The sequence below is a fragment of the Streptomyces sp. JHA26 genome (assembly GCF_002005565.1).
Taxonomy (GTDB): Bacteria; Actinomycetota; Actinomycetes; order Streptomycetales; family Streptomycetaceae; genus Streptomyces.
Genome location: NZ_BDJC01000032.1, coordinates 12192 through 25665 on the forward strand (window position 1 = coordinate 12192; position 13474 = coordinate 25665).

The 13474-nt window shown below is 72.5% G+C and carries 12 protein-coding genes; 6 read left to right on the forward strand and 6 right to left on the reverse strand.

Annotated elements, in window-relative coordinates; translation table 11 throughout:
- Positions 1 to 10 precede the first annotated feature (10 nt).
- Genes JHAT_RS20075 through JHAT_RS20090 form a run of 4 tightly spaced genes read right to left on the reverse strand, consistent with a single transcriptional unit; the run spans position 11 to position 4138 of the window.
- Positions 11 to 1225 carry a sensor histidine kinase gene (locus JHAT_RS20075; protein WP_077799682.1) on the reverse strand — a complete coding sequence of 405 codons (1215 nt, stop codon included), beginning with the start codon at positions 1223 to 1225 and terminating at the stop codon, positions 11 to 13.
- A complete protein-coding gene (locus JHAT_RS20080) occupies positions 1222 to 2994 on the reverse strand; it encodes a cation acetate symporter (protein WP_077799608.1) in 1773 nt (590 codons plus the stop codon). The genes JHAT_RS20075 and JHAT_RS20080 overlap by 4 nt, the downstream gene beginning before the upstream one ends.
- Positions 2995 to 3016: 22 nt before the next feature.
- Positions 3017 to 3376 (reverse strand): hypothetical protein, encoded by a 360-nt coding sequence (locus JHAT_RS20085; protein ID WP_077799609.1) that lies wholly within the window; start codon positions 3374 to 3376, stop codon positions 3017 to 3019.
- Positions 3377 to 3379: 3 nt separating this feature from the next.
- On the reverse strand, positions 3380 to 4138 hold the full coding sequence (locus tag JHAT_RS20090; protein ID WP_077799610.1) for a LytTR family DNA-binding domain-containing protein: 759 nt from the start codon (positions 4136 to 4138) through the stop codon (positions 3380 to 3382).
- 102 nt (positions 4139 to 4240) lie between these two features.
- Between JHAT_RS20090 and JHAT_RS20095 the strand changes: the two genes are divergently transcribed.
- The 3 genes from JHAT_RS20095 (at position 4241) to rocD (ending at position 6927) form a co-directional block, all read left to right on the forward strand.
- Positions 4241 to 4744, forward strand: coding sequence for an Lrp/AsnC family transcriptional regulator (locus JHAT_RS20095; protein ID WP_077799611.1), 504 nt, complete (start codon positions 4241 to 4243; stop codon positions 4742 to 4744).
- A 126-nt stretch (positions 4745 to 4870) separates the two neighbouring features.
- Positions 4871 to 5710: a dimethylargininase gene (gene ddaH / locus JHAT_RS20100; RefSeq protein WP_077799612.1), complete on the forward strand. Its 840-nt coding sequence runs from the start codon at positions 4871 to 4873 to the stop codon at positions 5708 to 5710.
- On the forward strand, positions 5707 to 6927 hold the full coding sequence (gene rocD / locus JHAT_RS20105; protein WP_077799613.1) for an ornithine--oxo-acid transaminase: 1221 nt from the start codon (positions 5707 to 5709) through the stop codon (positions 6925 to 6927). Before ddaH ends, rocD begins: the two co-directional genes overlap by 4 nt.
- A gap of 9 nt (positions 6928 to 6936) precedes the next feature.
- Here the strand turns inward: rocD and JHAT_RS20110 are convergent, their stop codons facing one another.
- Positions 6937 to 7392 carry an RpiB/LacA/LacB family sugar-phosphate isomerase gene (locus JHAT_RS20110; protein WP_077799614.1) on the reverse strand — a complete coding sequence of 152 codons (456 nt, stop codon included), beginning with the start codon at positions 7390 to 7392 and terminating at the stop codon, positions 6937 to 6939.
- Between the two features lie 143 nt (positions 7393 to 7535).
- On the opposite strand from JHAT_RS20110, the gene proP reads away from it, so the two are divergent.
- Positions 7536 to 9050 carry a glycine betaine/L-proline transporter ProP gene (proP, locus tag JHAT_RS20115; RefSeq protein WP_077799615.1) on the forward strand — a complete coding sequence of 505 codons (1515 nt, stop codon included), beginning with the start codon at positions 7536 to 7538 and terminating at the stop codon, positions 9048 to 9050.
- 80 nt (positions 9051 to 9130) lie between these two features.
- Here proP and JHAT_RS20120 read toward each other — a convergent pair whose 3' ends face one another.
- Positions 9131 to 11251, reverse strand: a complete 2121-nt coding sequence (locus JHAT_RS20120; RefSeq protein ID WP_077799616.1) for a PQQ-dependent sugar dehydrogenase — start codon at positions 11249 to 11251, stop codon at positions 9131 to 9133.
- Between the two features lie 312 nt (positions 11252 to 11563).
- Here JHAT_RS20120 and JHAT_RS20125 point away from each other — a divergent pair, with 312 nt between their 5' ends.
- Complete coding sequence (locus JHAT_RS20125; protein ID WP_077799617.1) at positions 11564 to 12286, forward strand: 1-acyl-sn-glycerol-3-phosphate acyltransferase; 723 nt, start codon at positions 11564 to 11566, stop codon at positions 12284 to 12286.
- 93 nt (positions 12287 to 12379) lie between these two features.
- Positions 12380 to 13414 (forward strand): NAD(P)-dependent oxidoreductase, encoded by a 1035-nt coding sequence (locus tag JHAT_RS20130; RefSeq protein WP_077799618.1) that lies wholly within the window; start codon positions 12380 to 12382, stop codon positions 13412 to 13414.
- The last annotated feature ends 60 nt before the right edge of the window (positions 13415 to 13474 follow it).

The following is a 13474-nucleotide window of genomic DNA, read 5'->3' on the forward strand; positions in this document are numbered from 1 at the left end:
CCGGCCGCCCTCATTCGCGGCCGAGCCGCCCGGCCGAGTGGACGCCCGGCTGGTACTTGGGCAGCCGGACCGTGATCTTCATGCCGGCGCCGACGGCCGTCTCGATGACGAGGCCGTGGTCGTCGCCGTAGACCTGGCGGAGCCGGTCGTCGACGTTGGACAGGCCGATGCCGCCCGACGGGCTGACCTCGCGCGCGAGGATGCGGCGCAGCAGGGCGGGGTCCATCCCCGCGCCGTCGTCCTCGATGACGACCAGCGCCTCGGCGCCCGCGTCCTGCGCGGTGATCTGGATGTGGCACGCGCCCGAGGACACGGCCTTGCCCTCCAGGCCGTGCTTGACGGCGTTCTCGACGAGCGGCTGGAGACAGAGGAAGGGCAGGGCGACCGGCAGCACCTCGGGGGCGACCTGGAGGGTGACGGAGAGGCGGTCGCCGAAGCGTGCCCGCACGAGCGCCAGGTAGTGGTCGATGGCGTGCAGCTCGTCGGCGAGGGTGGTGAAGTCGCCGTGCCGGCGGAACGAGTAGCGGGTGAAGTCGGCGAACTCCAGCAGCAGCTCGCGGGCGCGCTCGGGGTCGGTGCGCACGAAGGACGCGATGACCGCGAGCGAGTTGAAGATGAAGTGCGGGGAGATCTGGGCCCGCAGTGCCTTGATCTCGGCCTCGATGAGCCGGGTGCGGGACTGGTCGAGGTCGGCCAGCTCCAGCTGGACCGACACCCAGCGGGCCACCTCCCCCGCCGCCCGGACCAGGACGGCGGACTCACGGGGCGCGCAGGCGACGAGGGCGCCGTGCACCCGGTCGTCGACGGTGAGCGGGGCCACGACCGCCCAGCGCACCGCGCAGTCGGGGGTGTCGCAGGTGAGCCGGAAGGCCTCGCCGCGGCCGGTCTCCAGCGGGCCGGCGAGGCGCTCCATGATCTCGGCGCGGTGGTGGGCGCCCACGCCGTCCCAGACCAGGACCTCCTTGTGGTCGGCCAGGCACAGCGCGTCGGTGCCGAGCAGGGAGCGCAGCTTGCGGGCCGACTTGCGGGCGGTCTCCCCGGTCAGGCCGGCGCGCAGCGGCGGGGTGGCGAGGGAGGCGGTGTGCAGGGTCTGGAAGGTGGCGTGCTCGACCGGGGTGCCGAGCCCGCCGAGGTGCTGCGGCCGGGCGGTGCGCCGCCCCAGCCAGAAACCCGCGGCCAGCAGGGGCAGTACGGCGACGACCAGGCCCGCCAGGAAACCGCTCACGGTGCCGCCTCCCCGCACGGCTCGTCCGCGCGCCGTTCCCCGGTCCGCAGCTCCTCGGTCCGCAGCTCACCGGTGCCGAGCTCCTCGGGCAGGTGGAAGCGGGCCAGGATCGCCGCCGTCCCGGCGGGCACCCGGCCCGGGGTGGCCAGGGAGACCAGGACCATGGTGAGGAAGCCCAGCGGCACCGACCACAGGGCGGGCCAGGCCAGCAGCGCGTGCAGGGTACCGCCGTCCGGGAAGCCGCCCATGGTCGCGGCGACGGCGAGCAGCGCGGAGCCGCCGCCGACCAGCATCCCGGCCGCCGCGCCGGGCGGGGTCAGCCGCCGCCACCAGATGCCGAGGACGAGCAGCGGGCAGAAGGAGGATGCGGACACGGCGAAGGCGAGGCCGACGGCGTCGGCGACCGGCAGCCCGCCGACCAGGGCGCTCGCCGCCAGGGGAACGGCCATGGCGAGGACGGTGCCGAGGCGGAAGTGCGGTACGCCCCGGGACGGCAGCACGTCCTGGGTGAGGACGCCCGCGACGGCCATGGTCAGCCCGGACGCCGTGGACAGGAACGCGGCGAAGGCGCCGCCCGCGACCAGGGCGCCGAGCAGGTCGCCGCCCACTCCCCCGATCATCCGGTCCGGCAGCAGCAGGGCGGCGGCGTCGGCGTCGCCGGTGAGGGTCAGCTCGGGGGCGTAGAGGCGGCCGAGGGCGCCGTAGACGGGCGGCAGCAGGTAGAAGGCGCCGATCAGACCGAGGACGGCGACGGTGGTGCGGCGGGCGGCGACCCCGTGCGGGCTGGTGTAGAAGCGGACCACGACGTGGGGCAGGCCCATGGTGCCGAGGAAGGTGGCGAGGATCAGCCCGTACGTCGCGTACAGCGGGCGTTCGGTGCGGCTCTCGGCGCGCGAGGGCGACAGGGCGTCGTCGGCGCCGCGTCCGGCGGCCGGGACCGGGGTGCCCTCGGCGAAGGTGAGGCCGGTGCCGGCCTCGATGCGGTGGGTGCCGGTGGGGAGCCGGAGGCGGGTGCCGTCGAGGGCGCGGCCGTCCACGGTGCCGTCGACGGTGACGGTGAGCGGCCGGTCGAGCTTGAGGGTGAGGGTGTCGCCGACCCTGACGGTCCGCTGCTCGCGGAAGGCGGCCGGTTCCTCGAAGGCGCGGCCGGGTGCGCCGTCGCCCTGCCAGGCCAGCACCAGGAAGAGCGCCGGGACGAGCAGGGCGGTGAGCTTCAGCCAGTACTGGAAGGCCTGTACGAAGGTGATGCTGCGCATGCCGCCGGCGGCGACGATGGCGATGACGACGACGGCGACGATCACCCCGCCGAGCCGGTCGGGCGCGCCGGTCAGCACGGTCAGCGTCAGCCCGGCGCCCTGGAGCTGGGGCAGCAGGTACAGCCAGCCGACGCCGACGACGAAGGCGCCCGCCAGCCGTCGCACCGCCTGGGAGGCGAGCCGGGCCTCGGCGAAGTCGGGCAGCGTGTAGGCGCCGGAGCGGCGCAGCGGAGCGGCGACGAACAGGAGCAGGACCAGGTATCCGGCGGTGTAGCCGACCGGGTACCAGAGCATGTCGGAGCCCTGGACGAGGACCAGGCCGGCGATGCCGAGGAAGGACGCGGCGGAGAGGTACTCGCCGCTGATGGCGGCGGCGTTGAGGCGGGGGCCGACGGTGCGGGAGGCGACGTAGAAGTCGGAGGTGGTGCGGGAGACGCGCAGGCCGAACGCGCCGACGAGGACGGTGGCGACGGCGACGAGGGCGACGGCGGGTATCGCGTAGGCCGGGTTCATCGGGGCGTCACGGCTCTTCTCGTCACCGGTCCTCGACGAGGCGGACGAAGTCGCGTTCGTTGCGTTCGGCGCGGCGCACGTACCAGCGGGCGAGGAGGACGAGCGGGGCGTACAGGCCGAAGCCGAGGACGGCCCACTCCAGGCGGTGGGCGTCCGGCATCACCGCGAACAGCAGCGGCAGCGGGCCGACGAGCAGCCCGAGCACGGCGAACGCGGTGAGGCCGGCGCGCAGCTGGCTGAGCATCAGGGAGCGGACGTAGGTGTGGCCGAGGGTGGTCTGCTCGTCGATCTCGGTGCGCGGGCGGTAGTAGGCGGAGGCCCGCAGGGTGCGCCGGGGCGGGCCGGTGACGGTGACGCGGCGTTCGGCGGGGTCCTGGGGCACGTCTCACCGCCTCCGCAGGAGCAGGTCCCGCAGTTCGCGGGCGTGGCGGCGGCTGACCTGGAGCTCCTCGGTGCCGACCAGCACGCTGACCGTGCCGGCGTCCAGGCGGAGTTCGCCGATGTGGCGCAGGGCGACCAGGTGGCGGCGGTGGATGCGGACGAAACCGCGGGCGCGCCAGCGCTCCTCCAGGGTGGACAGCGGGATGCGGACGAGGTGGCTGCCCCGGTCGGTGTGCAGGCGGGCGTAGTCGCCCCGGGCCTCGACGTGCGTGATGTCGTCGACGGCCACGAAGCGGGTGACGCCGCCGAGCTCGACGGGGATGTGGTCGGGGTCCGGTTCGTGCACGGGTATGCGGGGGGCCGCGCCGGCGGTGCCGCGCTGTTCGACGACGCGGCGCACCGCCTCGGCCAGCCGTTCCGTGCGGACGGGTTTGAGGACGTAGTCGACGGCCTCGAGGTCGAAGGCCTGGACGGCGAAGTCCTCGTGCGCGGTGACGAAGACGACCAGCGGTGGCCGGGCGAAGCCGGTCAGCAGCCGGGCGAGGTCCAGTCCGTCGAGGCCGGGCATCTGGATGTCGAGGAAGACGACGTCGATGGCCTCGGGGCCGTGCGGGCCGGACTCCAGGGCCCGGTTGATGCGGCGCAGGGCCTCGGTGGCGTCGCCGGCGCCCTCCACGCTGCCGATCCGTGGATCGGCGCCCAGCAGGTAGAGCAGTTCCTCCAGCGAGGGACGTTCGTCGTCGACGGCGAGGGCGCGCAGCATGAACGTGGAGTGTAGGGGGAATCGGGACGCTTGGACACGTGTCCGGCGTGCGGGTTCCCGCCGGGCCGGGGCGGTCGGGCGCCGGCTGGCTACAGTGCGGGCATGAACAGCAGGCCCTCGCCCTTCGACGAGCTCGACCGGAAGATCGTCACCGCCCTGATGGCGAACGCCAGGACGTCCTTCGCGGAGATCGGCGCGGAGATCGGGCTGTCCGCGACGGCGGTCAAGCGCCGGGTGGACCGGCTGCGCGAGACCGGTGTGATCACCGGGTTCACGGCGACGGTGCGGCCGTCCGCGCTGGGCTGGCGCACCGAGGCGTACGTGGAGGTGTACTGCGAGGGGGCGGCCCCGCCGAGGCGGCTGGCCGAGGTCGTGCGGGGCTATCCGGAGATCACGGCGGCGATGACGGTGACCGGCGGGGCGGACGCGCTGCTGCACGTGCGGGCGCGGGACGTGGAGCACTTCGAGGAGGTGCTGGAGCGGATCCGGGCGGAGCCGTTCATCCGGAAGACGATCAGTGTGATGGTGCTGTCGCACCTGCTGCCGGACAGTCCGGAGGCCGGGGCGAACCATCCGGCACCCCAGGGCGCAGCAGACGTGCGCTGAACCGCCCGAGAACGCAGCGATCGTGCGCCGACACGCAGCTCTCGTCGCTTGTCGCCCGTCCCGGTCGCTTCCTACCGTGGAGTCGTCCCGCAGTCACCGTCCGTGAGGAAACGGAGGCACCCCTCTGTGTCCGACTCCCGTGTGCCGCGCCGGCGGCGCTTCCTCGTCTGCGAACCCAGACACTTCGCCGTGCAGTACGCGATCAACCCGTGGATGCGTTCCGGGGCGCCCGTCCACGTGGGCCGTGCGCTCACCCAGTGGCGCACGCTGGTCGACGCCTACCGCCGCCACGGGCACACCGTGGACACCGTGGCGCCGGTCCCCGGGCTGCCCGACATGGTCTTCGCCGCCAACGCGGCGCTCGTCGTGGACGGCCGGGTCTTCGGCTCGCTGTTCCACGCGCCGGAGCGCCGCCCCGAGTCCGTCCCCTACGAGACGTGGTTCAAGGGCGCCGGCTTCGACGTCCACCTGCCCGAGGCGGTCTGCGAGGGCGAGGGCGACCTCGTGCCGGTGGGCCGCTGGATCCTGGCCGGCACCGGTTTCCGCACCACGCCCGAGGCGCACCGCGAGGTCCAGGAGTACTTCGGCCGGCCGGTGGTGTCGCTGACGCTGGTGGACCCGTACTTCTACCACCTGGACACGGCCCTGTTCGCCCTCGACGACGGCCACGAGGGGGGCGACGGGAACATCGTCTACTACCCGGGGGCCTTCTCGCCCGGCAGCCGTGAGGTGCTGGAGCGGCTCTACCCGGACGCGGTGCTCGCCACCCGTGAGGACGCCATGGCGTTCGGGCTGAACTCCGTGTCCGACGGACGGCACGTGTTCCTCTCGCCCGGGGCCGGGGAACTCGCCGGCCGGCTCGCGGGCCTCGGTTACGTCCCCGTCCCCGTCGACCTGTCCGAGTTCCACAAGGCCGGGGGCGGCATCAAGTGCTGCACCCAGGAGATCCGGGAGACCCGTTCATGACCGCACCCGCCCGCATCCGCGGCTCCGAGGAGCTCATCCGCGCGGAGGAGCCCGTCCTCGCCCACAACTACCATCCGCTGCCCGTGGTGGTGGCCCGCGCGGAGGGCGCCTGGGTCGAGGACGTGGAGGGCCGCCGCTACCTGGACATGCTGGCCGGCTACTCGGCGCTCAACTTCGGCCACCGCCACCCGGCGCTGGTCGAGGCCGCGCACCGCCAGCTGGACCGGCTGACGCTGACCTCGCGGGCCTTCCACAACGACCGGCTGGCGTCCTTCGCCGAGAAGCTGGCCGCGCTGACCGGCACGGACATGGTGCTGCCGATGAACACCGGTGCGGAGGCGGTGGAGAGCGGCATCAAGGTGGCCCGCAAGTGGGCGTACGACGTGAAGGGCGTCCCGGCGGACCGGGCGACGATCGTGGTCGCGGCGGACAACTTCCACGGCCGTACGACGACGATCGTGAGCTTCTCGACGGACGAGACGGCCCGGGGCGGCTTCGGTCCCTTCACCCCCGGCTTCCGGATCGTGCCGTACAACGATCTGGAGGCGCTGGAGGCGGCCGTCGACGAGACGACGGCGGCCGTGCTGATCGAGCCGATCCAGGGCGAGGCCGGGGTCAACATCCCGGACGACGGCTATCTGACGGGGGTGCGGGAGCTGACCCGGCGGGCGGGCTGCCTGTTCGTCGCGGACGAGATCCAGTCGGGTCTCGGCCGTACCGGGCACACCCTCGCGGTCGAGCACGAGTCGGTCGTGCCGGACGTGGTGCTGCTGGGCAAGGCGCTGGGCGGCGGCATCGTGCCGGTGTCGGCGGTGGTCGGCCGCCGCGAGGTGCTCGGTGTGCTGCATCCGGGTGAGCACGGTTCGACCTTCGGCGGCAATCCACTGGCCGCCGCGGTCGGCACGGCGGTGGTGGAGCTGCTGGAGACCGGCACGTTCCAGCGCCGGGCCGCCGAACTGGGCGTGGTGCTGCGCAAGGGTCTCGAGGCGCTGGTCGGCAGGGGCGTCGTCGGTTTCCGCGCGCGGGGCCTGTGGGCGGGCGTCGACGTGGACCCGGCGCTCGGCACCGGCCGCGAGGTCAGTGAGCGGCTGATGCGCGAGGGCATCCTGGTCAAGGACACCCACGGGTCGACGATCCGCCTGGCGCCGCCGCTGACGGTGACCGGTGAGGAGCTCGAGGGTGCGCTCGCGACGCTGGAGAAGGTCCTGACGTCCTGACGGCGGCCCTCAGGGAGCGGCCCGGCCCCGGTCGAGCCGCTCCACGTGGTCCACGTTCCCCAGGTCCTCGGCGTCCGTGCTCGCCCCGCCGGCGAACCAGGCGTCGAGGATCTCCCGCAGCAGCGGCGCCGACGTCAGCCGCAGGCTGAGGGCGAGCACGTTGGCGTCGTTCCAGCGGCGTGCCCCGTCGGCCGTGTACGCGTCGGTGCACAGGGCCGCCCGCACGCCCGGCACCTTGTTCGCGGCGATCGACGCGCCCGTGCCGGTCCAGCAGCACACCACCGCCTGGTCGGCCTCGCCCGCGGCGACGTCGCGCGCCGCGCGCTCCGAGCACACCGCCCACCGGGGATCGGCCCCCGGGCTCAGGGCACCGTGCGCCCGTACCTCGTGACCCCGTGCGCGCAGTTCCTCGACGAGGAGCCGGGCCACGGGTTCGTCCATGTCGGAGGAGACGGCGATCCGCATGTGCGAAGGGTACTCGTCCGTGCCCGCTCACCTCATCGGCCCAGGCGCATGACCGACGTCACGGCCATAACCAGCATCATCGGGGGAACGGTACGACCTGAGAAACGTACGACCGAGCAGTGCTCCGCCCGGAGCCTCTGCGCGTGGAAAGGGAGTCCGCCACGTCCCCCAACGAGAACGGCCCAGAGCCCGACGCCGCGGCGATCCGCCGCCACCCGGCGCTGTTCCGGGCCATCAGGCGTCGGCAGAACCCCAGGCTCCGCCGGTCGGACATCACCGTCACGGACGAGGCGGCGGTCAAGCGAGCCGTGAAGGCGGCCTCGCTGGGCAACGCCATGGAGTGGTTCGACTTCGGCATCTACGCCTATCTGGCGGGCACCATCGGCCGCGTGTTCTTCCCGTCCGGGAGCGACACCGCGCAGTTGCTGTCCTCGTTCGCCACCTTCGCCGTGGCGTTCCTGGTGCGTCCGCTCGGCGGCATGGTCTTCGGTCCGATGGGCGACAAGATCGGCCGCAAGAAGGTGCTCGCGCTGACGATGATCCTCATGGCGATCGGCACCGCCGCCATCGGGCTCATCCCCAGCTACGACGCGATCGGCTTCTGGTCGCCGCTCCTGCTGATCCTCTTCCGTCTGCTCCAGGGCTTCTCCACCGGCGGCGAGTACGGCGGCGCGTCCACCTTCATCGCCGAGTACGCGCCCGACAAGCGGCGCGGTTTCTTCGGCAGCTTCCTGGAGCTGGGCACGCTGGCCGGGTACACCGGCGCCGCCGGTCTCGTCACCGCGTTGACCGCGTGGCTCGGCGGCGACACCATGGACGCCTGGGGCTGGCGCATCCCCTTCCTGCTAGCCGCTCCCCTCGGCATCGTCGGTATCTACCTGCGGCTGAAGCTGGACGACACGCCCGCGTTCCTGAGGCTGGAGGACTCCAACGTCCACATCTCCGAGGCGGCGACCGCGGTGGAGACCACCGCCCGGGGCGACCTCGCCAAGATCTTCCGTACGCACTGGCGGGCGCTGGTGCTGTGCATCGCGCTGGTCGGCGCGTACAACATCACGGACTACATGCTGCTGTCGTACATGCCGACGTACCTGTCGGACGAGCTGGACTACAGCGAGAGCCACGGTCTGCTGATCCTGGTGGCCACGATGGTGCTGCTGATGCTGATCATCAACCAGGTGGGCCGGCTCTCCGACCGCTTCGGCCGCAAGCCCGTGCTGATGACCGGCATGCTCGGCTTCTTCGTCCTGTCCGCCCCGTCCTTCGTGCTGGTGCAGAACGGCAGTCTGCTCGCCGTCTCGGGCGGCATGCTGATGCTCGGCCTGTCGCTGGTCTGTCTGCTCGGCACGATGTCCGCGGCGCTCCCGGCGATGTTCCCCACCAACGTCCGGTACGGGTCCCTCTCGGTCGGCTACAACCTGTCGGCGTCGCTGTTCGGCGGGACCACGCCGCTGGTCATCACGGCGCTGATCAGCGTGACCGGCTCCGACATGATGCCCGCCTACTACGCGATGGCCGCGGCCCTGGTCGGTGTCGTGTCGGTGGCCTGCATGAAGGAGACGGCCCAGAAGCCGCTCGCCGGGTCCCCGCCCTCGGTGCAGTCCGAGGAGGAGGCCGCGGAGATCGTGGAGGCGCAGGCGCCGACGCCGAAGTTCTGAGCGGCCGACGGCTCGGCGGGGCGCCACCCTCAGGGTGGCGCCCCGCCTCCGTGTCCTCGCCCGCGCGTCCGCGCCGCCGGTCAGTCGGCCGGCGTCAGCGCGACCTCGGCGCTGCCCGAGAGGGCCGGGAGCCCGTCCGGGGGCGTGTCCGTGTAGGAGGCGTTGAAGACCGCCTTCAGGTTGTCCGCGCCGGCGTGGCCGCCGTCGACGAACGTCTCGAACGATCCGGAGCAGCCGGTGCTCGTGGAGAGCGGGTGGCCGTGCGTGTCGTGGCCCAGGATGAACGAGACGCTGACCTTCGAGCAGTCCACCGGCTGGTCGTCGGTGACGGTGACCTCCCAGGTGACCGTGTCGCCCCAGTGGAACGCCGTGCCGCCGTGCGGCGCGGGGTCGGTCGTCAGGGAGACGACCGGCGCCTTGTTGCCGACGACGACCGGGACCGAGGTGGCGGCCGAGCGGCCGGTGCTGTCGGTGACCTTCAGCGTGGCGTCGAAGACGGCGTTCTCCGTGAACGTGTGCGTCGGGTTGGCCTCCGTGGAGTCCACGGTGCCGTCGGCGTCGAAGTCCCAGGCGTAGCGGAGGGCGTCACCGTCGGCGTCCTTCGTGCCGGCGCTGGAGAACCTGACGGTCAGCGGGTTGGTCCCGTTGACCACGTCCGCTGCGGCCTTGGGCTCCGGGGTGCGGTTGCCCCGCGTGAAGTCGATGCGGGCCAGTTGGGCCTCGGGCAGCTCCGCGAAGTACCCGGTGCCGTACTCGAGGACGTACAGCGCGCCGTCCGGGCCGAACTCGGCGTCGATCGGGCCGTCCGTGGTGATCGAGGAGAGCGCGTTCTCGATCTTGGTGACCTGGTTCTTCCGGTCCAGGGTGAGGGCGAGCATCTGGTCGCGCGTCCACTCGTAGAAGAGCGGCTTGCCGTCGAAGTACGCGGGCCAGCGGTTCTCGGCCTTGTTCCGCCTGTCGTAGCGGTACGCCGGGCCGCCCATGGGGGCGATGCCGCCCGTGCCCAGCTCCGGGAACTGTGCGGAGGCCCCGTAGCCGTAGACGATCTCCGCGTCCGTGACCGGCGGCAGCTTGCTCAGGCCGGTGTTGTTGCGCGAGTCGTTGACCGGCCCGGCGCAGTCGAACGCGCCGTTCGACTTCTTGGCGGCGAAGTCGTAGTCCTGGTACGGCATGTCCCGGGTCACGCAGAACGGCCAGCCGTAGTTGGCGGGGCGGTCGATGACCGTCCAGCGGCCGTGGCCGGCGGGGCCGCGGTCGGGGTTCGCCGTGTTGGCGTCGGGTGAGTAGTCGCCGACGTAGACCTCGCCGGTCCTGTCGTCCACGGCGAAGCGGAACGGGTTGCGCAGACCCATGGCGTAGATCTCGGGACGGGTCTTCGGCGTGCCGGGCTTGAAGAGGTTGCCGCCCGGGATCGTGTACCGGCCGTCCTTCTTGACCTTGATGCGCAGGACCTTGCCGCGCAGGTCGTTGGTGTTGCCCGCGGTGCGCCGCGCGTCGTAGGCCGGGTTGCGGTCGGGGCGGTCGTCGAGCGGGGCGTAGCCGTCGGAGGCGAACGGGTTGGAGTCGTCGCCGGTCGACAGGAACAGGTTGCCCTTGCCGTCGAAGTCGATCTTGCCGCCGACGTGGCAGCAGATGCCGCGGTCGGCCGGGACGTCGAGGATCTTCTGCTCGGTGGCGAAGTTCAGCTTGTTGCCCTCGAGCTTGAACCGCGACAGCCGGGTGACGCCCTTGTACTTGGCGAAGTCCGCGGCCGTGCCGTACTCCGGCGCGTCACCCTCGTTCACGCCCGGGGTGGCCGGGTCGTCCATGGGGGTGTCCAGGCGGGGCGAGTAGTAGAGGTAGACCCACTTGTTCCTGCTGAAGTCGGGGTCGATCGCGATGCCCTGCACGCCCTCTTCGTCGTGCTGGTAGAGCCCGGCGGGGCTCTTCTTCATGTCCGCGGCGAGGAAGTTCACGCCGCTCTTCGGGTCGTTGATCCGCACCTCGCCCGTCCGCGCGGTGTGCAGCACCCGCCGGTCGGGCAGGACGGCGAGGGCCATGGGCTCGCCCGGACGGTCGTTGAGGGTGACCTTCTGGAAGGCCGACGCGGCCGGCGGTGCCGGGTCCGACGGGGCGGCTTGGACCGTGGGGACGGTCAGGAGCCCGGCGGACCCGGCCAGTACCGCTGCCCCCATCAGGGTGACGATCCGTCTGTTGCGCACTCATAACTCCTTTGGACTGGTCGACGGCCGCGAGGCACCGGGGTTCGCTCCCCGGTCGGCCGCTGCAGGTGAAACAGGTGAAAACCCGTGCGGAGTGAGTCGGTTGGACGCTAGAGCGCTTACTTTCCACGCGTCAAGGACAAAGACCGAACTTTCTCAGGGAAAGATTGCTCGACGGCGGCGGGCCAACAGAGCGGATCTCCCGCATACTTCGGGTGTTTCCGGGCACGCTCCGGGCCCGGAGCGTCTGGTGATGGATGGTCAGGTGGCCCAGCATGGAGGGCGGCAACCATCCGGGTGAGAGGGCGAACCATGTTCTACTACGTGCTCAAGTACGTGCTGCTCGGCCCGCTGCTGAGGCTGGTCTTCCGCCCTCGGATCGAGGGGCTGGACCACGTGCCGGACTCGGGCGCGGCCATCGTCGCCGGAAACCACCTGTCGTTCTCCGACCACTTCCTGATGCCCGCCGTGCTCCGGCGCCGCATCACCTTCCTCGCCAAGGCCGAGTACTTCACCGGCCCCGGTCTCAAGGGCCGGCTGACCGCCTTCTTCTTCCGCAGCGCGGGACAGATCCCGGTGGACCGCTCGGGCAAGGAGGCGGGGCGGGCCGCGATCCGCGAAGGGCTCGGGGTGCTGGACAGGGGCGAGTTGCTCGGCATCTACCCGGAGGGCACGCGCTCGCACGACGGCCGGCTCTACAAGGGCAAGGTCGGCGTCGCGGTGATGGCGCTCAGGGCCGGGGTGCCGGTCGTGCCGTGCGCGATGATCGGCACCTTCGAGGCCCAGCCGCCCGGCCGCAAGATCCCGAAGGTGCACCCCGTGGTGATCCGTTTCGGCGAGCCGATGGACTTCTCCCGCTATGCGGGCATGGAGCGGGAGAAGGCCGTCCTGCGCGCCGTGACCGACGAGATCATGTACGCGATCCTGTCGCTGTCCGGGCAGGAGTACGTCGACCGGTACGCGGCCGACGTCAAGGCCGAGGAGGCGGAGCGGGCGGCGAAGGGCCGCAGGCTCCCCCGGCTGCCGCACCGCTAGACGCCGCTGTCTGCCCTGTCTGCCGTGTCTGCCCGGTCTGCCCTCGGCAGAAAGGCATGGCCCGGCGGGCGTGTGCGCGCCTACGGTCCCCGTATGACACGAGCCGTGGTGATCGGGGCGACGGGACAGATCGGACGAGTGGCCGTGGGGGCGCTGGCCCGCGACGGCTGGGAGGTGACGGCCGTCTCGCGCGGCGGCGGCCGCGACGCGGACTGGCCCGGGGAGGTACGGGTGGTGCGCGCCGACCGGGAGGACGACGCGGCGCTGGCCGCGGCGGTCGGCGACGGCTGCGACGTCCTGGTGGACACGGTGGCCTTCGGCACCGGGCACGCCCGGCAGCTGGTCTCCCTCGCCGGGCGGGTCGGGTCGGCGGTGGTGATCTCCAGCGTGTCGGTCTACGAGGACGCGAAGGGCCGGAACTTCGACACGCAGACCGAGCCCGGCGGCTTCCCCGAGTACCCGGTCCCGCTCACCGAGGAGCAGCGCACCGTCCGGCCGGGCGACGCCTCGTACAGCACCCGCAAGGCGGCGCTGGAGCGCGACCTGCTGGCCGCGGGCGACCGGCTGCCGGTCACGTTGCTGCGCGCGGGCGCGGTCCACGGGCCGCACTGCCGGACCCCGCGGGAGCTGTACTTCGTCAAACGCAACCTGGACGGCAGGCGCCGGCGCGTGCTCGCGTACGGCGGTGCGAGCCGCTTCCATCCGGCGAGCGTGCACACCGTCGCCGAGTTGATCCGGCTGGCCGCCCGACGGCCGGGGGCCCGCGTGCTCAACGCCGTCGACCCGGACGCGCCGACGGTGGCGGAGATCGCGGCGGCGATCGACGCGGTGACGGGCGTGCGGGCCGAGGACGTGCTGGTGGACGGGCCGCCGCCCGCGCCCGGGGTCGGTGACACGCCGTGGTCGGTTCCGGCGCCGGTGGTGTGCGACATGACGGCGGCCGAGCGGCAGTTGGGGTACCGCCCGGTGGTCCGGTACGCCGAGACCCTGCCGGACACGGTCGCCTTCCTCGAGGAGCGCCTCGCCGGACGGGACTGGCGGGAGGCGTTCCCGAAGATGGCGCAGGCCTACGGCGAACTCTTCGACTACGCGGCGGAGGACGCCTGGCTGGCCGCGCGGCCCGGCTGAGGGAACGGGAAGGGGGCGGCCGGTCGGACCGGCCGCCCCCTCGGGCCTTCTCCGCGGTGG

Excerpts from the sequence above, each read along its gene's own strand:
- JHAT_RS20080 (WP_077799608.1), bottom strand. The coding sequence starts at position 2,994 with ATGAACCCGGCCTACGCGATACCCGCCGTCGCCCTCGTCGCCGTCGCC.
- JHAT_RS20090 (WP_077799610.1), bottom strand. The coding sequence starts at position 4,138 with ATGCTGCGCGCCCTCGCCGTCGACGACGAACGTCCCTCGCTGGAGGAA.
- JHAT_RS20095 (WP_077799611.1), top strand. The coding sequence starts at position 4,241 with ATGAACAGCAGGCCCTCGCCCTTCGACGAGCTCGACCGGAAGATCGTC.
- rocD (WP_077799613.1), top strand. The coding sequence starts at position 5,707 with ATGACCGCACCCGCCCGCATCCGCGGCTCCGAGGAGCTCATCCGCGCG.
- JHAT_RS20110 (WP_077799614.1), bottom strand. The coding sequence starts at position 7,392 with ATGCGGATCGCCGTCTCCTCCGACATGGACGAACCCGTGGCCCGGCTC.
- JHAT_RS20125 (WP_077799617.1), top strand. The coding sequence starts at position 11,564 with ATGTTCTACTACGTGCTCAAGTACGTGCTGCTCGGCCCGCTGCTGAGG.
- JHAT_RS20130 (WP_077799618.1), top strand. The coding sequence starts at position 12,380 with ATGACACGAGCCGTGGTGATCGGGGCGACGGGACAGATCGGACGAGTG.